16 protein-coding genes and 1 tRNA gene are annotated in these 18,500 nt (G+C 67.4%); 7 read left to right on the plus strand and 10 right to left on the minus strand.

Annotated features, from left to right (window positions below; genetic code table 11):
* Window positions 1-36 precede the first annotated feature (36 nt).
* Genes JSX79_RS13490 through JSX79_RS13500 form a run of 3 tightly spaced genes read left to right on the plus strand, consistent with a single transcriptional unit; the run spans window position 37 to window position 3,162 of the window.
* Window positions 37-1,341, plus strand: coding sequence for a sugar ABC transporter substrate-binding protein (locus JSX79_RS13490; protein ID WP_071303648.1), 1,305 nt, complete (start codon window positions 37-39; stop codon window positions 1,339-1,341).
* Window positions 1,325-2,284 carry a carbohydrate ABC transporter permease gene (locus tag JSX79_RS13495; RefSeq protein WP_229086662.1) on the plus strand — a complete coding sequence of 320 codons (960 nt, stop codon included), beginning with the start codon at window positions 1,325-1,327 and terminating at the stop codon, window positions 2,282-2,284. Before JSX79_RS13490 ends, JSX79_RS13495 begins: the two co-directional genes overlap by 17 nt.
* Window positions 2,284-3,162 (plus strand): carbohydrate ABC transporter permease, encoded by an 879-nt coding sequence (locus JSX79_RS13500; protein ID WP_229086663.1) that lies wholly within the window; start codon window positions 2,284-2,286, stop codon window positions 3,160-3,162. The genes JSX79_RS13495 and JSX79_RS13500 overlap by 1 nt, the downstream gene beginning before the upstream one ends.
* On the opposite strand, the gene JSX79_RS13505 is transcribed toward JSX79_RS13500, so the two are convergent.
* Window positions 3,155-3,796 (minus strand): TetR/AcrR family transcriptional regulator, encoded by a 642-nt coding sequence (locus JSX79_RS13505; protein ID WP_229086664.1) that lies wholly within the window; start codon window positions 3,794-3,796, stop codon window positions 3,155-3,157. The two genes, JSX79_RS13500 and JSX79_RS13505, sit on opposite strands and share 8 nt — an antisense overlap.
* Window positions 3,797-3,845: 49 nt before the next feature.
* Here JSX79_RS13505 and JSX79_RS13510 point away from each other — a divergent pair, with 49 nt between their 5' ends.
* Window positions 3,846-4,802 carry a zinc-binding dehydrogenase gene (locus tag JSX79_RS13510; protein ID WP_229086665.1) on the plus strand — a complete coding sequence of 319 codons (957 nt, stop codon included), beginning with the start codon at window positions 3,846-3,848 and terminating at the stop codon, window positions 4,800-4,802.
* Between the two features lie 22 nt (window positions 4,803-4,824).
* Here JSX79_RS13510 and JSX79_RS13515 read toward each other — a convergent pair whose 3' ends face one another.
* Window positions 4,825-5,037, minus strand: coding sequence for a cold-shock protein (locus JSX79_RS13515; protein WP_070419121.1), 213 nt, complete (start codon window positions 5,035-5,037; stop codon window positions 4,825-4,827).
* A 14-nt stretch (window positions 5,038-5,051) separates the two neighbouring features.
* On the minus strand, window positions 5,052-6,161 hold the full coding sequence (locus JSX79_RS13520) for an acyl-CoA desaturase (protein ID WP_070416482.1): 1,110 nt from the start codon (window positions 6,159-6,161) through the stop codon (window positions 5,052-5,054).
* A 234-nt stretch (window positions 6,162-6,395) separates the two neighbouring features.
* Between JSX79_RS13520 and JSX79_RS13525 the strand changes: the two genes are divergently transcribed.
* On the plus strand, window positions 6,396-7,241 hold the full coding sequence (locus JSX79_RS13525) for a hypothetical protein (RefSeq protein ID WP_229086667.1): 846 nt from the start codon (window positions 6,396-6,398) through the stop codon (window positions 7,239-7,241).
* 57 nt (window positions 7,242-7,298) lie between these two features.
* A complete protein-coding gene (locus tag JSX79_RS13530; RefSeq protein WP_229086668.1) occupies window positions 7,299-8,333 on the plus strand; it encodes an LLM class flavin-dependent oxidoreductase in 1,035 nt (344 codons plus the stop codon).
* Window positions 8,334-8,735: 402 nt separating this feature from the next.
* Here the strand turns inward: JSX79_RS13530 and JSX79_RS13535 are convergent, their stop codons facing one another.
* The 7 genes from JSX79_RS13535 to JSX79_RS13565 all read right to left on the minus strand — a co-directional run bounded on the left by JSX79_RS13535 (window position 8,736) and on the right by JSX79_RS13565 (window position 16,727).
* Complete coding sequence (locus tag JSX79_RS13535) at window positions 8,736-9,368, minus strand: RloB family protein (RefSeq protein ID WP_229086669.1); 633 nt, start codon at window positions 9,366-9,368, stop codon at window positions 8,736-8,738.
* A 1-nt stretch (window position 9,369) separates the two neighbouring features.
* The gene (locus JSX79_RS13540) at window positions 9,370-10,734 is read right to left on the minus strand and encodes an ATP/GTP-binding protein (protein WP_229086670.1); all 1,365 of its coding nucleotides are present in this window, start codon (window positions 10,732-10,734) and stop codon (window positions 9,370-9,372) included.
* Between the two features lie 380 nt (window positions 10,735-11,114).
* Window positions 11,115-11,759 (minus strand): GIY-YIG nuclease family protein, encoded by a 645-nt coding sequence (locus tag JSX79_RS13545; RefSeq protein WP_229086671.1) that lies wholly within the window; start codon window positions 11,757-11,759, stop codon window positions 11,115-11,117.
* A 117-nt stretch (window positions 11,760-11,876) separates the two neighbouring features.
* The gene (locus JSX79_RS13550; protein WP_229086672.1) at window positions 11,877-13,532 is read right to left on the minus strand and encodes a UvrD-helicase domain-containing protein; all 1,656 of its coding nucleotides are present in this window, start codon (window positions 13,530-13,532) and stop codon (window positions 11,877-11,879) included.
* Window positions 13,529-15,469, minus strand: a complete 1,941-nt coding sequence (locus JSX79_RS13555) for an ATP-dependent endonuclease (protein WP_229086673.1) — start codon at window positions 15,467-15,469, stop codon at window positions 13,529-13,531. Before JSX79_RS13555 ends, JSX79_RS13550 begins: the two co-directional genes overlap by 4 nt.
* Before the next feature lie 504 nt (window positions 15,470-15,973).
* On the minus strand, window positions 15,974-16,396 hold the full coding sequence (locus JSX79_RS13560) for a hypothetical protein (protein WP_229086674.1): 423 nt from the start codon (window positions 16,394-16,396) through the stop codon (window positions 15,974-15,976).
* A gap of 257 nt (window positions 16,397-16,653) precedes the next feature.
* Window positions 16,654-16,727: transfer RNA gene (locus tag JSX79_RS13565), tRNA-Pro, on the minus strand.
* A 188-nt stretch (window positions 16,728-16,915) separates the two neighbouring features.
* Between JSX79_RS13565 and JSX79_RS13570 the strand changes: the two genes are divergently transcribed.
* A complete protein-coding gene (locus JSX79_RS13570; RefSeq protein ID WP_229086675.1) occupies window positions 16,916-18,424 on the plus strand; it encodes a hypothetical protein in 1,509 nt (502 codons plus the stop codon).
* The last annotated feature ends 76 nt before the right edge of the window (window positions 18,425-18,500 follow it).

Below are 18,500 nucleotides of genomic sequence, written 5' to 3' on the forward strand. Positions count from 1 at the left end.
GACCACCACGGCACCACGACCTCGAAGGAGAGGACCATGCCGACCCGACCACCCACCCAGCTGGCCCGACGCGGGTTCCTCGCGTTGGCCGGCATCTCGATGGCCGGCGCACTCGCCGCCTGCGCCGGCCAGGGCACCGCTGCCCACGGCGGCACGAAGCACATCCGTCTGTCGACCTGGAACATCCCGACGGACATCACGAGCTACCAGCAGATCGCCGACGAGTTCGTCGCGGCGCACCCCGGCACCAGCGTCGCCGTCGAGGTCACCACGGGCCAGTTCCACCAGTGGTTCATCACCCGGCTCGCCGCGGACCTCGCGCCCGACGTCATCCGGATCACCCCGCAGCAGATCGGCCGGTACGCCGCGAACGGCAGCCTCGTCGACATCTCCGGCTCGATCCCGAAGGACTACCAGCAGGACTACAGCACGCCGTTCTGGGCGATCGGTGCCCGGGACGACGGTGTGTACGGCGTCTTCCAGCACACCGACAACTTCATCACCTACTACAACCGCGAGGTCATGGACCGGATCGGGGTCACCCCGCCGGAGCGCCTCGCGGACGCGTGGACGTGGGACGAGTTCCTCGACGTCGCGAAAGAGGTCAAGCAGGTCACCGGCAAGTACGCGTTCGGGTACGGCTGGTCCGCGCCGGAGACCGCCTACCGGTGGCTGCCGTTCGTCTACCAGAACGGGGGCGCGTTCCTCGGCGAGGACGGTGCCACCCCCTCGATGGACACCCCCGAGGCGATCGACGCCCTGGCGTTCGGGCGCAAGTGGTACGCCGACGGCCTCGCCACCACCGGCAACCTGTCGAAGAGCGGCGGCGGGGACGTCTCCCGCAACCTGTTCCTGACCGGGCAGATCGGCATGATGCTCAACAACCCGGAGTCGATCGTGCAGCTCGACACCGACATGCGGGACAACTGGGGCACGGCGCCGATGATCCGCAACGTCGGTGAGGCGAGTGACCTCGGCGGCAACGCCCTCGCCGTCACGAAGTCGAGCAAGCACCCCGAGCTCGCGGCCGAACTCGTCGCGATGATCACCTCGCGGCCGAAGATGCAGCAGTTCTGCCACGACGGCAACTGGCTGCCCGCCCGCGAGTCCCTCGACGCGGCGGACATCGGGTACGCCGCGAACTCGGACACCATGCAGCGGTTCATCGACCAGGGGTCGACCATCCCGCTGTCGATGGTGAAGGCCGAGAGCGGGCAGTACTTCTCGTCGCTCAACGCGGTGTTCGCCGACTACCTCGACCTGTGCCTGCTCGGGCAGCTCAGCCCGAAGGAGGCCTCGAGCCAGATGATGGAGGCGATGCGCAGTGTCACTGCGAACTGAGACCGCGCCGGTCCGGACCACGGCGTCGACCGCCCCGCCGACCGGTGGGCTCCCCGTCGGTGGTGCCGCACGACGACGCCAGGGCCGGTTCGTCCCCTGGGTGTTCGTCGGCCCCGCGGCGCTGCTGTTCCTCGGCTTCTCGCTCATCCCGATCGTGACCGCGATCGCCCTGAGCTTCCAGGACTCGAGCACCTCGCTCGGCGACGGCACCTGGGTCGGCGGGAAGAACTTCGTCGACATGGGCTCCGACCCGCTCATCGGGACGGCGCTGCGGAACACGCTCGTCTTCACGGTCGGGACCGTCCCGACCGCGATGGCGATCGGCCTCGCCCTGGCGGTGGCGCTGAACCGACCGCTGCCCGGGCGTTCGGTGTTCCGTGCGCTCTTCTTCGTGCCGATGGTCGCCGCCGGCGTCGTGGTCGGCGTCATCATGTCGTGGATCTTCAACGGTGACTACGGCGTGGTGAACAACCTGCTCGAGGCGCTCGGTCTCGGCCGCGTGCCCTGGCTGACCGCGCCCGGCTGGGCGATGGCGACCCTGGTGATCGTCGTCGTGTGGACCCGGATCGGGTTCTGCATGGTGATCTACCTCGGCGCGCTGCAGTCCGTGCCCGCCGAGCTCAAGGAGGCAGCCGCGATCGACGGTGCCTCGCGGTGGGTGCGGTTCCGGACGATCACGTGGCCGCTCCTGCGACCGACGACGTCGATCCTGCTCATCCTCAACGTGGTGTTCTCGCTGCAGGCGTTCGACGTCATCTACGTGATGACCGGCGGCGGCCCCGGCTTCTCCACCACGGTGCTCATCCAGTACGTGTTCCGGTCCGCGTTCATCGACGCGCGGATGGGGTACGCCGCGGCGCTCGGGCTGGTGCTCGTCGCGATCCTGCTCGTGTTCACGCTGCTCCGGCAGCGGGCCAACAAGAAGGCTGAGGAGGCCATCTGATGGCACTGTCCGTTGCGGGGTCGACCCGCGCCTCCCGTCCGACCGCCGCGCGGCGGAAGCCGCGCCCGGGCCGCTGGGTGCTCGTCGCCGCACTCACCGCGTTGGCGATCCTGATGGTCTTCCCGCTGTACTGGATGGTCGTCTCCGCGCTCACCCCTGGCGGCCAGTCGCAGAGCGGCACGTTCTCGCTCTTCCCGACCCGGCCCACCTTCGAGAACTACACGCAGGTGTTCAGCACGCAGCCGGTCTGGCGGTGGCTCGGGAACTCTGCGCTCATCACCAGTGTCGGCACCGCGCTGAGCGTCGTCGTCTCGCTGATGGCCGGGTACGCCCTGGCGAAGTTCCGGTTCGTCGGGCGGGGGCTGCTCTACTCGGCGTTCCTCGTCACGATCATGATCCCGATCCAGGTCACCCTCGTGCCGAGCTTCCTCGTCGTCGCGAAGATCGGGCTCGTCGACTCCCCCTGGGCGGTCATCCTGCCGACGGTGTTCGACGTGGTCGGGATCTTCATCGCCCGGCAGTTCATGCTCGGGGTGCCGGACGCACTGATGGAGGCCGCGCGGCTCGACGGTGCCGGCGAGTTCCAGACGTTCTTCCGGGTCGTGCTGCCGACCTGCGGTCCCCTCGTCGGGGTGCTCGTGATCCTCGGGTTCATGACGCGGTGGAACGACTTCCTCTGGCCGCTCGTCGTGCTGCAGGGGAACGAGAACCTCACGGTGCCGGTCGCGCTGTCGACGCTGACGAACAACCCGGCGTTCAGTTCGCCGTGGGGTGCCGTGATGGCGATCGCCACCGTCACGGTGCTGCCGCTGCTCGTGGTGTTCATGGCGTTCCAGCGGCAGTTCGTGCAGGGCATCGCCTCGACCGGGATCAAGTAGGCCGCGCCGCGGCGCGGAGCACGGCCCCCGCGACGCGCGCGGGCTCCGGCAGCCGCTCGTTCGTGGCCGACGCCCGGAAGGAGTCGAGAGCGAGCGCGGCGAACCGCCGCGCGGCACCGAGTCGCTCGGCCGGGTCGTCCCCGCCCAGCCCCCGCGCCGCGAGCAGCACGAGGAGCAGGTCGTCGACGACGAAGTCGGGCCGCAACCGTCCCTCGGCCTTGGCTCGCAACGCCAGGCCCGCCATCGCGTGCAGGAGCTCGGCGCGGTGCCGGGCGAGCCGGTCGGACACCTGGCCCGCGGCGACGAGCGCATCGACGAAGCCCTGGTTGCGGGCGTTCAACTCGACGGTCCGCTCGACGACGGAACGCAGGCCCAGCCAGGGGTCCGGGAGCGCGGCACCCTCGAGGACGATGCTCCGGCAGAGCTCGAGCTCGTCGTCGAACGCTGCGTCGACGAGGTCCTGCCGGGTCGGGAACCGCCGGTAGAGCGTCGCCGGCCCGACCCCCGCGTGCCGGGCGATGTCCCGCATCGTCACGTCGAGGCCGCGCGCGCCGAACAGCTCGCGCGCGGCCTGCAGCACGCGGTCGCGGTTCTCGCGTGCGTCGGATCGGAGGTGAGACGTCTCGTCGGTCATCGCTCCCACTTTAGTCAAGTGGACGCGGGCGTCCGTTAGCGTCGCGAGCATGCACGCAGTCACCATCCAGTCCTTCGGTCCGCCGGACGGCCTCGTCCCCACCGAGCTCCCCGAACCCGTCGCCGCGCCCGGCCAGGTCCTCGTCGACGTCGAGGCGATCGGCGTCGGCGGCGTGGACGCCGTCATCCGGCGCGGGACGATCGCGCGCCCCGGACTCGAGCCCGGGTACGTCCCGGGCAGCGAGGTCGCCGGGCGCGTCGTCGCCGTCGGGGACCAGCGGGACGTCGACTGGCTCGGCCGCCGGGTCTGGGCGTTCACGGGCGTCGGTGGCGCGTACGCCGAGCGTGTCGTCGCCGGGACCGGGGACCTCACACCGCTCGAGGACGGGTTCGACGCCGTGGACGCCGTCGCCCTGGGGTCGGCCGCCCCAGTCGCCCGGTTCGCGCTGGCGCACGCGCACCTCGCCCCGGGCGAACGGGTGCTGGTACGCGGAGCCGCCGGCAGCATCGGGATCGCCGCCGTCGAGCTCGCCGCACAGGCCGGTGCCGCGGCGGTCGCGGTGACGACGGGTTCGGCCGAGCGAGGCGACCGGCTGCGCGGGTTCGGCGCCACCCACGTGCTCGACCGACAGGGCGCGGGCGACGGGCCGGACTCCTACGACGTGGTCATCGACGTCGTCGGCGGCCCCGCGATGCCCGCGTTCATCGACCGTCTGGCACCGAACGGTCGGCTCGTCCTCGTCGGCGCCGTGGCCGGCATGCCGCCGGCGGACTTCGGTGCGCACCTGCTCCGCGGCTTCCAGCAGTCGCGGTCGGTCGCGACCCTCAGTCTCGACTCCGTGCCGCGCGACGCCCTGGCGTCGGCGCGGACGGAACTGTTCCGCGCGGCCGCCGCGGGGACCCTGTCCCCGGTCGTCGACGCGGTGCTGCCGCTCGCAGACGCTGCGGAAGCGCACCGCCGCATGGACGACGGCGAGGTCTTCGGACGGATCGTCCTGACGCCCTGATCCCGTCCGTCACCTGGTGACGTCAGCCGCGGATCACGGAGATCTCGTCGGCCTGCGGACCCTTCTTGCCGGGGCCGACCACGTAGCGGACGTGGTCGGTGTCCTCGAGCGAGCGCAGGCCCGTCGACGCGACGATGCTGGAGAAGTGGGCGAACAGGTCGTCGGACCCGTCGTCCGGGGTGATGAAGCCGAACCCCTTGTTGTTGTCGAACCACTTGACGGTTCCGGTGGGCATCAGAGCCACCCCTCTCAGTGGATGCGCAGTTGCGCGACCATCGGGCAGGCGAACGGGTCACGAGCAGCGAGCCCGACCCGGTTGAGGTACCGGACGACGATGCCGTACGAGCGCAGCAGGGTGGTCTCGGTGTAGGGCACGTCGAGCGTGTCGCAGTGGTCACGGACGAGCAGGCGGGCCTGCTTCAGCGCCGGACGCGGCATCGACGGGAACAGGTGGTGCTCCACCTGGTAGTTCAGGCCGCCCATGAGGAACGAGACCCACCAGCCACCGCGGATGTTGCGGGAGGTGCGGACCTGGCGCGAGAAGAAGTCGACCTTGGCGTCGTGCGCGATGGTCGGCATGCCCTTGTGGTTCGGGGCGAACGAGGCGCCCATCATCACACCGAAGACGGCGAGCTGGACCCCGAGGAACGCGCACGCCATGCCGAAGGGCAGGAACCAGAACACGATCGTCAGGTAGATGCCGAAGCGGGCGACGAGCAGGCCGGCCTCGAGCCAGCGGTGCTTCACGTCGGCCTTCGTGCCGTTGCCCGTGACGATGCTCATCACGGCGTAGCGGTGCAGGTTCAGGCCCTCGAGCGTGAGGAGGGGGAAGAACAGCCAGCCCTGGAAGCGCATGAACGTGGTCATGAGCGGGCCCTTCACCGACGCGGCGTCCTCCGGCAGGAAGCGGATGCCGTCCGGCGCGATGTCCGGGTCCTTGCCGACGGTGTTCGGGTTGCCGTGGTGGCGGGTGTGCTTGTTCATCCACCACGAGTAGCTGAGGCCGACCATGAACGTGCCGAGCCAGCGGCCGGCGTGGTCGTTCCACTTCTGCGAGGCGAAGACCTGGCGGTGCGCGGCCTCGTGCGAGAGGAACGCGAACTGCGTGAAGAGGACGCCGAGGGCTCCGGCGACGATGAGCTGGAACCACGAATCGCCGAGGAACGCGAACGCGACCCAGGCGAGGGCGAGGGTGCCGATGAGGGTTCCGAACAGGGACCAGTAGAAACCGGTGCGGCGGCGCAGGAGGCCGTTGTCCTTCACCTGCGCCAGCAGCGCGGAGTAGGTCGAGGTGCCCTTGCGGGGACCTGTTGCGGGACGGGTGCGGGTGTAACCCGGTGCGAGCGGAGTGGTGGTCATGAGGACCGCCTTCCGGTACGGATCGGTCCTTCAACCAATGCGAGTGAGTTCACGCGTTTGCGCTTGGCGCGACACTAAGGGCGGAACATGCGTGTTCGCCTGGGAGTCCGGTTTGCGTCGGTGGGACTGCGCGGTGTCCCGGGTACGTCGTGGGCTGAGCCAGCTCTCACGGTCCACGCCGGACAGCACCGCACCCGCGCCGTAGCGTTCGTCGCACCCGACAAGGAGGCGCCGATGCCCGTCAAGTCCACACGTCCCCGACGCGTCGCTCTGTCGATGGTCGTCCTCATGGGCATCGCCGTCCCGTGGGGCGCACTCGCTGCCTCCGTCGCGGCGACTGCGGCCGACGATCCCGCCGGGCTCCAGATCGACGCCGTCGACACCACCCAGGTGGCGTTCCACGACACGGCGAAGTGGGCCTTCACGGTGCAGGACGTCGGGACCGCGGCCACGGCGGGGCCGGTCCGGCTCCGCTTCGCCTACGACACCGGTACCAACCCACCGGACAAGGCGTCGTTGCGAGCCTTCGACCACGTCGCCGTCTCGAGCTCCTCCGGCCGCTGCACGGTCGACGCCGTCGCCCGGGTGACGACCTGCACCCTGCCCGCGCTCCGCCCCGGCGCTTCCGTGACGATGACGACCACGGCGCGGCAGGTCTGGGACACCCGGACCACACGCTTGACGGGCTGGGAGTTCCAGGCAGTGCGCGGCTCGTCCGATCCCGAAGTGCCGTACGACAGTCGGATCAGCGGCACCACGATCGTCCCGACCCACGGCGCGTTCGACAGCGCTGCGGGCACCACGGGTGGCATCACGGTGTCGGGCTGGGCGGTCGACGTCGAGCGCGCCGCCGACCCGATGGACGTCGCCGTGGACGTCGACGGTACCCAGGCGGCGCTGCTGACCACGACGAGGCCGCGCGCCGACGTCGACCGCGCGCTGCACGTGACCGGCGACCACGGCTTCCGAGGGGTCGTCCGGGCGGCGTCGGGGGTACACCGGGTGTGCATCACCGCGGCCGACCCCTACTGGGGCACGAGCGGCATCGACCTCGGGTGCCGGACCGTCCGCGTCCCCTGACCCACCCGACACGACCGCCGACGCCCCTCGCACCGGTTCATCTGCGACGATCGACGCATGCCCCTCGACGGACGTCCCCTCGAACGCCTCGGCTTCCTCACCATCGGGTCGTTCGACCCGGCACGGCCCCGGCTCGGTCACGAGGAGACGCTCCGGGTCCTCGAGCGCGCCGAGGCCCTGGGCTTTGACAGCGCGTGGCTGCGGCACCGACACCTGCAGCACGGCATCTCCTCCCCCGTCGCGCTGATGGCCGCCGCCTCACAGCGGACCTCCCGGATCGCGCTAGGGACGGCCGTCACCCCGATCGGCGCCGAGAACCCGTTCCGTCTCGCTGAGGACCTGGCGACGGTCGACGTGCTCCTCGGCGGTCGGCTCAACCCCGGCTTCTCGTCGGGCACGCCCATGAACTACGACCTCTACCGGGAGGCGCTCTACCCGGACACCGCCGAGCAGGAGGACTTCGGTGACGGCCGGCTGCTGCGCTTCCGTGACCTCGTCCGGGGCGACCCGATCGTCGAGGTCGCCGAGCAGCGCGGCATCGAGGAGTTCGCCACGACCGTCCAGCCGCAGAGCGCCGGCCTCGCCGACCGGCTCTGGTACGGCACGGGCAGCACGCGGTCAGCGGTGTGGGCGGCGCAGAACGGCTTCCACCTGCTGACCTCGAGCGTGACGCGGAGCGAGATCGGCACGGACTTCGCGGCGAACCAGCGCGCGCAGATCGAGGCGTACCTGGAGGCGCACCCGTCGCCTGGGACCGCCCGTGTCTCGCAGGGCCTCGTCGTGATCCCCACCGACACAGCGACACCCTCGCAGGTGGCTCGGTACCGCTCGTACGTCGAGGGTCGGTCTGGCCGTGTCGGGGTGCCGATGGGGCCCGGGAAGCTGCTCTTCGCCGCCGACCTGGTCGGGACGTCGGCCGAGATCGCTGATCGGCTGCGCGCGGACGCCGGGTACCAGGTGGCCACCGAGGTCGCGTTCGCGCTGCCGTTCTCGTTCGAGGCGGAGGACTACGCGCAGATCATCACGGACATGGCGGAGCGGCTCGGGCCGGCGCTCGGGTGGGCGCCGGGGGCGGCGGCCGCGGGACGCTGACGCCTGCGAGTGCCGACGGAGCGTGTTCCGCTCGGAGAACACGAGAGCCCCGGCGGAACCATCGTTCCGTCGGGGCTTTCCGGTGGGCTGTCTTAAGAACTCGCCAAGGCCTGAAGTGGTGCGGCTCACGGCTGGCGGCCGAGGGGCCCTCGCGACGTCGGGCTATCCTCTGGCGACGGACGGTGCGGTGTGAATACGCCCGCTGACCAGCGGTTTCTACTTCTCGGTCTAGTCGCGCGGGTCCGCGAACGGATGCTTCCGACCGATACTGAGACGGAGCCCGCGATGAGAGCGTGATCCTCGACGACGACGCCCTCACCGGAAGGGTCGGCGGACTCTTGAATCGGTATATCAACGAGCTCGCGGCAACTGCATCGAGAAGCCCCACGTCTGAGTCGCAACTCACAGAATTCCTCGCATCAGCTGAATGAGCACAGGCATCGCACTCGACGGGTCCGGGCCCCTCCTGTTGGCAGCAAGATCCGGATCGGCGCTGTATGCGTTAGTCACAGCGCGGTCGACGCCGTCGAACGGGAACTCCTGAGCGAGGTGCTTTTCCTTCTGGAAGAGCGCGTGCTTTCTCATAAGCGCGTCGAGCTCACTCGATGTCTTGGCTCCGAGGCTATCGCTGACGTGCCAGAGAAGCCAGGCCTCGAACTTCAGGTTTGTGACGATGAGCTGGATGCCGTGCGCCCGGGCCAAAGTAATCGCGTCGTCAAGATGTGCATGGGTGTCCACATCCACGAGGCACACACAATGATCGAAAGGTTCTCGCTTGGACTCCTTCTCTAGGTCGCGCTCGTCGATGCATTTCTGAACGACCGAGACCGGATCAGATGACCCATGCACCGCTGTAACGGACACGTTGACGCCCTTCGAGCGCAAGACCTGACTCAGGCGCTGGACGTACTGCTTCTCGGTGATCTCACCTTCACTTGCGACGAGGATCCGGCGGTACATCTGCCGCTTCGGTCTACTCGAGCGCCCGTATGTGCTCGACCCTCTTGACCCTGCTGCCTTGGCCTTGCCCGCCACTTCAGGCTTCCCCAGTCACGAGGAGCGACGCCAACATGCTCGGCGCTAACCTCGGCGTGCCACCATAGCGGCCGGCCAGGTAGCGCTTCGCAACATTCGCATCCGCATGCTGCGAGAAGTCGGCGAGGCACGTGAGCTCCGTCACTCCTTCGTAGTTCTTGTCGGTGAGCCAGACCTGCTCCGACGCGAGTCGCGTATCGCTCAAAGGCGAGAGCACGTACGTCTCATGGCTGGTGAATAGCAACTGTGCATGGTTTCTATTCAGCGCTGGATCCGTGAAGAGGCCCAGAACGACGTCGAGTAGGTGCGGGTGCAGGCTGGAGTCGAGTTCGTCGACGAGCAGCAGGCCACCGTTCCGGAGTGTGTCGATGACCGGAACCATGAGTGCGAGCCATGCGATCGTCCCGTCGCTCTCACTCGCCACCGAGAACGGCTTCACGTCGGCAGACTCGCCACGGTGCGTGAACAGCAGGTTCCGGACGATCTGCTTCGAGTCCTCCTCGTCTAGCTCGCCCGAGTCGATAACGGGCCGTTCCGTTTCATCTTCGGATGGATCTGGCTCATCGGCGCCATCGCCAGCATCGTTCTCCGGCTCGACCTTGAGAGCGCGCCTGAACTGCGTTAACGCCTTCCGGACGTTGGCCGGCAGATCGTTCTCTTCGACTGTGACCTTTTGGACCCCGATATCGGCGACCTGCAGCAAGGTCTCGATGTCGAGCGGCGACACGGAGCCGTCAACTAGCGACTCGGCGATGCTCCGCAGCCGGCTCTCGCGGTGCACATCCTTGACCGAGACGATGTCGAACGAATCGGTTAGGTCGCGAGCAATCGGTGCAAGAACGTCATCCCCGATCACGAGCGCGCGGCTGAGGGCGAGCTCTCTATCACTGACGCTACCGAGCGCCAGGAGCGCACGTTGGGTTTTGACTGGCTTCTCGCCGCGGTGACGCTCAAGTAGAGTCCGCCACCGGAGCGGCGCCTCGCGGAGCCATTCACTCACTACGCCCTTGGCGTCGACCTCAAAGCCGTACTCGTACCGATGTTCTCGGTGAACGAACTGGAATACGTATAAGCTCGACGCCTGCTCCGAGTGAGCATCGAGCTTGAACGGCTCTCTCGTGAACGTTGGCCGGGCTTGCCATGCGGTGGACGAGTACTTTACGGCGGCGATCGCATAGTGGAAGGCATCCAGCACCGCGGACTTGCCGGAGGCGTTCGGTCCGAAGATTCCCACGAGTGGGTACGTGTAGTCGGCCCAGGTCCCTTCCTTCAGCGCGAGAGTGCGTAAAGAAGACTTCATGAAATCGATGGTGACCTCGTCGCGGATGCTCTTGTGGTTGCGCACCGTGAAGCTCAGAAGGATCATGAGCCCATCCTAGAGTCCTGAGCTCAACTCTCGGCGCGTTTTTCGCCGTGAGCGCGCACTCCAGGAGTGAGAAGTGGGCTCTTGCTGGATCCGGACCCACTCCGCTGGGTGTGGGCGAGTGCGGGCGACGCACCTCCCAAAGGCTTTCAGCGGAGTGCAGCCCAGCAGCGCCCGCCAGGCCGTCTCCTACGAAAGGCTCTTCCGAGCCCACGACGAACTGAGTATCGACATCCTTCCAGCGAGCACACATGCCGCGGACACGAAGAGCAACCCGTTGGTTGACGGGATGATCGTCTTCGCCTCGGCGACACCCGAGACGACCTCCTCGGCGAGGAGCGCCGCGTCGGGCCGCTACCGCTCGGCGTCCCCACGTGTGCCGTTCACTGGTTACGCTCCGCTTCGCGAGCGGCCTGTGTAGGCGGCCGCCACTCCTTCGCCTCGGCACTCATCGCCTTGCGCGCCACTGTAAGCCGGGCGAGCTTCCGCGGGTTCTTGTCGATGTTCATCACCGGCGTGAAGTGTCGGATGAGGGCAGTCTCGACGTCAACGAGCTTCACGCTCCGCTGCACCGGTGCCGCCCAGACCGCGAGCGAGAGGTGCTCGTGCATCCACGCCGTGAGCTGTGCATCGCCATCGCCTGCCAGCGAGTACATAGAGAAGTACATCGGGTTGTCCAGGTTCCGCGGAACGGCACAAAGCTCAAGTAGACCCCGCAGCAGCGCAGCAAACGACCTCCGCACAGTGGATCCGCCCGTGCGTGCTGTGCTGCCCGATACCGCAGCGAAGTGGTCTTTCAGATCGCGCTCTACGAAGCTCGCCTCGGCCTTGCCAACGTAGAGCGGGAGTTCCGGCGCGCTGCGGACCTCGGCGTCCTCGAGGAGCCCCAACTCTCGGTGCGCCTGCTCGTCGCCGTAGATCGCGTAGAGGCCTGGTCTCGCTGGCACGTGTGCCGGCGCATCGGTGATCGACCAGCGGGTGCCGGTCAGTGCGGCGATCGCATCCGCAGCGAGGTCAAAGACCGTCACGTTTGTGGACTCGTTGGTTTGGGCCGCGAGTGCGACCGATCGGTTGACAGCGTCACGAGGTTCTCCGAGATAGGGGTCGTACTCGATGTCTCCGGGAATGGACCGAGCTCAGCGGATTCAGGACTCATCGGCATACTTCAATAGCGCGTTGTACGGAGGCGAGTCCTCACGCCAGTAGGCGTTCGCGCCGTAAGGCTTCGTACGGTGACGAGCCGTGGTGAGCACCAGTTCGTCCTTGGCTCGCGAGATTGCGACGAAGAATTCCGACTTCACGTCGTTGTCATCGCCCCAGAAGAACTGAGGCTCGACTCCGAAGACGACGACCTTCTCGAACTCCAACCCCTTGCACTTGTGCACCGTCAGGATCCGGATGCTGTCCTCTTCTGATAGCCGGTCGAGTGCCGCGATCGGATCGCCGTCGAACGCTAGCTCGCGCTTGAAAGCGCCGGCGGCCTCCTTGATCACGTCGTTCAGCCGGTCCCCCTGTTGATACGACGGAGACAGCGCATTGAGCGATGGGCGAGTCACGAACTTCAGGAACGAAGTGATGAGTGGGGTCCATGACGAGTACTTGGCGGCGTCGAAGCCTGCTGCGCGCACGGTAAGGCGGGCGTCGCGAAGGAGCGCGCGGAGCTTGCTGTCCAGTACCCCGTCCACCTCTTCGATTCCGCCGTGGGTTACGACGCGCACGAGTTCGGTGTAGGCCGCTGGTCGCCCGTCGTCCGCAACGACGCGAAGGTAGTTGAAGATCAGTGCCGCGACGGGCTCCGTTGTCAGGTCTTGCGACTGCTGCTCGTTGCGATACGGGATGCCGGCGGTGCTGAGATGCTCGCTAAGGACGCTCGTGATGAGGTGGGGCTGCTGCCGCGCCAGCACGGTGATCTCCCTTGGTGGCACACCGGCCTCGAGCCATCCTTTGATCATCGCCGTAACTGCGGCCGCTTCGTCCTCGTTGTTGTCGAAGCGCAGCACTTGAACTTCGCCCTCTTCCCCAACGAGGTCAGCGTCGCGACTCGCGGCGCCCGGGTCCATCTCGAGAATCATGCGGTTCTGCATCCGGCGCAGGCGTGGCTTCGACCGGAAGTTTTGATAGAGCTGGAGGTCGATCGCGCTGAAGTCTGTAGCGAACGTTGCCATGACTCCTTCGAGCGCGCCTGCGAAGCGCATGATGCGCTGCTTGGTGTCGCCGACGCCGATGAGATGTACGCCGGTTCCTTCGAACGCCTTCTTCAGGAAGGCGTACTGCGCGGTCGTGGCGTCCTGGAACTCATCCATGAAGACGTGGCTGTAGGTCTGCCGAAGCGCGCCACGTGCGTACTCGTTCTTCTCGAGGATCTCGAGGGCGAGCGGCACAAGGTCGTCGAAGGTGATCTGCTCATTCTGAATCCGAGTGCTCGCGTCGAGCCGGTACATTGGCTTGAGGGCATTCTGGCCGGTAAGCACCGGACGAAAGTTATCGACTAGTCGCTTGGCGAAGGCGTGGAAGGTGAAGCTGTCGAACCGAGCCGCGTACTGCGACCCGGATCGCAGACGAACGCGAGACTGTAGGTTGCGTGCCGCATCGACCTTGAATGATATTGCGAGGATCCGCTTGGGATAGGGACTCGCGCCTGTTCGGAAGAGGAAGTCTGCGCGCTGCGCCAGCAGCTCGGTCTTGCCCGCACCAGGGCCGGCGGTGACAACGAGGTTCGCGCCGGTTTCGCGCACGGCCTTCAGTGCGTTCGGTTCGAGGTCCAGTCCGCCGACGGGATGCCAGTCATCGGGATGGATCACTCGGGAAGCGCCCCAAGCTTTGCGCGCACGTCAATAACGAGCCGCTCGAGTACCTCCGGAAGGTCTTCGAGTAGTTCCTCGTCGGTCAGCGCCGCCATCGCGCGAAGGTGCGACGCGGGCTTGCTCTTCAGATCGAACAGCCGGTGATAGTCGTCGAAGAGCTCGAGGGTGTGTGTTGGGAGGCGATCCTCGCTCGCGTGAGACTTGCCGAGCACCGCGGCGATGGTCTTGTCGTCCGGCGTACCGACCGATTCGACTCCGTAGGCGTCAGGGAACGCCTCGAGCATCATGAGGTCAAGGTCCACGGGGTGGGAGAAGTAAACGCCCTTAGCTTCGAGGGCGTTAACAGGACCCACGCCGCCAACGATCGTCGGATCTACGAGTTCCGGGAAGTCGATGGTGTCGTTCCACTTCGGGAGACCATCGATGAGCGCAGCAGCAAAGGTGTCCGGATTCAGCTTATTGAACTGCTTCAGCGCGTTCCGAACGCGACCCCAACCGCCCTGGTGCCGTCCTGAGTCCAGGTCGAGGAGCGTGACGTGCGGGATCTCAAGCTCCTTCAGGAGGCGCCAGAAGTGATTGACGTGACGCCCACCAAGCGGAACCACTGACACCGAGGCGTCATCCTCGGCAATGCCGGCCGCCGCGAGGACACGTGGCAGCACGATCTGCTCGCTGTCTCCCTCGCCGAAAACGACCAAGCGCGAGAAGTAGAGCTCCGGAAATGCGAGCACGGCTTCGCGCACGTACTTCGCCGTCTCGTCGCTCGTCGTTGGCAGGAGGATGCGCCGAACCTGGGACTGGCGGCTGCTGTCGAGGCGCAGGAAGCAGATTGACTCTGGATCGACCCGGCGGAGTAGGGCAGGCGAGTGTGTCGCGATGAGAGACTGCGAGTCGCCAGGCTCCGCAGCCTTTCGGAGCTGCCGAATGATGCGGCCAAGGTACTGCGGAGCCAGGCTGTTCTCCGGCTCCTCGAGCGCGATGACGGTGTGCACCGGAGGGCGCAGGCGGTGCTGATCGAACGAGGTCTCTGTGCCACCAAGCACTTCCCGCGCGAGAGCTTGCCAGGCCAGAACCAAAGAGATGTAGAGCAGCGACTTCTGCCCGTCACTGAGTCGTTCGAACGGAAGCGAGGAGTCAGCTGGGGACGGTGCGAACGAGATAGTGAGCTGGCGGAGCACGCTCTCGAGATCGCCGCTGCCGAACGCGATGGACGGGTCGGTGAAGAAGGAGCCTGAGTGAAGCCCCTTCCATTCCCCCGCGAGCTGAACGCCGATGCTCTTGACGGCGTCGTTGTCGGCAAGTGCCTCGGTGAGGTTCTTCGAAAGCATCTCGAGCGTCCTACGCTCGGTCGTCCAGTCTGCGGCACGAAGCGCCCGCCCAACGAGCGATGCGGTCGTGTAGGAAATGTGCTCGGCCGGATCGCGGCGCGCAGGCAAGTAGTGCACCTCGACATTGGCGCGATCGAAGCGCGACATGTCAGCTCGCTGCAGCGGCTCGCCTTCCGCATCCGCTTCGAGGATGTACTCGAGCTTCTCCTCGATCACGTTGTCGGCAGCGATGGTGGCGGTGAGGCGCACGCGGATGCGCGGGATGCCGTCCTCTGTGGCTATGCGCATGTGCGCAAAGTTGGGCGGTATCGAGGCGTGGTCGCCTGAAGCACCCGACTCTGGAAACTCGATATCCACCTCGATCCACATCACGGGTCCAGCGGCCTGCACCTCGGCTGCCGTCTGTCCGTTCGGGATATGGAAGTCCGAGTGACGAACTCTGCGCTGCACCGGCAGCGGGCTGAAGAGCCGCGAGAGCGCCTCGAGCACGGCCGTCTTGCCAGAACCATTGGGGCCCAGGACGTAGGTGACGTCCCGCAGCGCGATCTCCTTCCTGTCCGGGCCAAACGACTGGAAGCCGGAGATTCGAAGGTGGGTGATCTGCATCAGGCGTCCTCGTCTCGATGCGCGCGCGAAGAGGCTCCCCAGGCCAGGCGGACAGTCGATTTAGTGCGATTGGGTTACACCGGGTTGGTGCTCAGAGTGCACAACTGTGCTTTGCTCATTCTCCTCTGGGCGCTTGGTTGTGACGCGTCAGACGCGCCGTGCCTATGGGCCGGAGATTCTGCGAGTTCGGTTGACTCCCGATTTGTGAGGGTCTGACTCTCGCTGGAAGGATGGTCGTCACGCCGAAGCCGTTTTCGGAGGAGTTCGCGGAGACGTGAACGGGTCGCGCGTCGTGGCGGCGCGACGATCCGGCCGAACCCTCAGCAGGCCCATGTTCAGCACGTCTCGTCGCCAACTCGACGCAGTCTGCAGTAGAGCGCTCAGTCCGAATCGCCTAGCCATCACGCTCGGTCAGCGCTCTCGATCGCACGGTCGACCCCGTACCCTCCGAGCCCCACGAGCCTGTCCAAAATGTCCAGCAAGCTCGATACGCGCTTCGCGTCGCTAGCCTGCGCCAATCCCCGTACGACGAGGTCCGCGATGTAGTGCGCATCGGCAGCCGCTCCAGTGCGGATCCGAGACTTCCTCCCGATGCACGGCGAGGAAGGCGTGCGCGGCTTTGTCGACCAGGTCATCGACCTTGTCCTTCGCGTTCTGGAGAACGATCAGCAATTGGGGTGTGGCGTGGGTGTAGCTCGGCGAATCGATGAGAGCCCGAAGCAGTTGCCGCAGCGGTTGCAAGGGTTGGTCGCGAAGCTCGCGGACGACCTCGCTGACGGCCTTCCTGACCGGCTCATCCGGGTCGTTACTGAGCCTTGTCAACGCCGAGATCAAGGGGGCTGAGTCGGAGGCGCGGGATACGCGGGCTGCGCACAGTGATGCTGCTCCGGCGCGGACTTCTGCTTCGGAGTCGAAGATGCGCTGCATCAATTCAGGACGTTGCCACTCTGTTGCTGCGAACGCTCCGAGCTCGCCTCCCGACTTCCGAGTGTCAGGATCGGTCGAGCTGATCATTCGATCGATGACCGGATCGCTGCGACGACCAGCCGATCGAAGCGAGCAAAGGCGGCACCCACGCAAGCCTGAGACTGAAGAACGAGGACTAAGAGAGGCCCGCAGCCTGACGGCTGCGGGCCTCTCTTAGGTGTTGAGTTCTCAAGACAGTTCTTAAGACACCCCTCCGGTCGGGCTGACAGGATTTGAACCTGCGACCCCTTGACCCCCAGTCAAGTGCGCTACCAAGCTGCGCCACAGCCCGCGAGCCCCGAGGGACCCACGTCGCCCGCGTCCGACCGGAGCGCGGAGCAACCCGACCAGCATAGCGGACGCCGGACCCCTCCCGCGCCACGCGGTGTCGTCCCGCGCGAGTCGTCCAGCGCGTCGCGGCTCCACACGACACCCGTCGGATTCCCAGGGTCTCCGACGCCCGGCTCGTAGGGTGGCCCGATGCGTTCCGGTCCCACCTCCCGTGTCCTCCTCGCACTCGCAGCAGCCGGCCTGCTGCTCGGAGCCGCCGGGTGCACCGGGTCACAGACCGAGACACCCCGGCCGACCCTGGCGAAGGCGACGGCGGAGTCCGTGTCGGTCGCGGCCGAGTCCGACGCCGCCGAGCGATCCGTCCGGACGAGCCGCGCGCTGTTCGCGTCCGCTCCCGGAGCCGTCGTCGCGCCCGCCGACGACGCCGACGCCGTGCGGTCCGCGGCGAGCGCCGCCGAGGCGGCCCACGTCCCGGTCCTCCTCACCGGGAAGGACGAGTCGACGGGGAAGGGCGAGTCGACGGCGAAGGACGGGTCGCCGGCGGCGCACGAGCTCGAACGGCTCGGCGCCCGCTGGTACCAGGCCGAGGGCGACGTCGCGATCGACACCGACGTCCCGGAGCAGGACGCGCCGGACGGCGGGGACGCGCCGGAGCCGAGCCGCGCCTCCAGGCAGGCCACCGTCGTCGTGGCGGACGCGACCGCCGACGCCGCAGCCGTGGCGACCGCGAAGGCGGCGGGTGCCCGCGTCGTGACGATGCCGGACGGTGTGACGGACCCCGCGGCCGCGCCGGACGTCGTGACCGCACTGCACGAGCGGAGCAACCACCCGACGGTGCTGGTGGGGGCGGCATTCGCCGACCTGCCGGACCCGGAGTGGACCGTCCGCGCCGCAGAGAACGGGTGGCAGCTGCCCGACGGCGGTCAGCGGCCGTTCGACGGCCACCGGTACGTGGCGCTCTACGGCGCGCCGGGGGCGCCCGCGCTCGGCGTCCTCGGCGAGCAGGACCCGACGGCGACGGTGCAGCGCGCGAAGTCCGTCGCGGCGTCGTACAAGGGGCTCGGCGACGTGCCGATCACACCCGCGATGGAGGTCATCGCGACCGTCGCCGCCGGGGACGCCGGCGCGGACGGGGACTACTCGACCGAGCTGCCCGTGTCGACGCTCGAGCCCTACGTCGATGCCGCGCACGACGCCGGGATGCCCGTGATCCTCGACCTCCAGCCGGGGCGCGCGGACTTCCTGTCGCAGGCGAAGCGGTACGAGTCGCTGCTGTCGAAGCCGGGCGTGTGGCTGGCGCTCGACCCCGAGTGGCGTCTCGGGCACGACCAGGTCCCGCTCGAGCAGATCGGGAGCGTGAAGGCCTCCGAGGTGAACGAGGTGTCCTCGTGGCTCGCGGACCTGGTCCGCTCGAAGGGGCTCCCCCCGAAGGCGTTCGTGCTCCACCAGTTCCGGCTGTCGATGATCCAGGACCGCGCGTCGCTCGAGCAGCACCCGGAGCTCGACATGCTCGTGCACGTCGACGGGCAGGGATCGCAGCCCGACAAGCAGGCGACGTGGAAGGCGCTGCACGTCGGGGCGCCCGCGGGCATCCACTGGGGATGGAAGAACTTCTACGACGAGGACCAGCCGATGCTGACGCCGCAGCAGACCATGGCGGACGTGGCGCCGACACCGTCGCTGATCACGTACCAGTAGCGGATCGCCTCGGCCAGTTCTCCACAGACGGGAGGCGCGGGTCGGGTTTCGTCGGTCGGTGCTGACAGCATGGGGT

It is taken from the genome of Curtobacterium sp. GD1, assembly GCF_020882855.1.
Taxonomy (GTDB): Bacteria; Actinomycetota; Actinomycetes; order Actinomycetales; family Microbacteriaceae; genus Curtobacterium.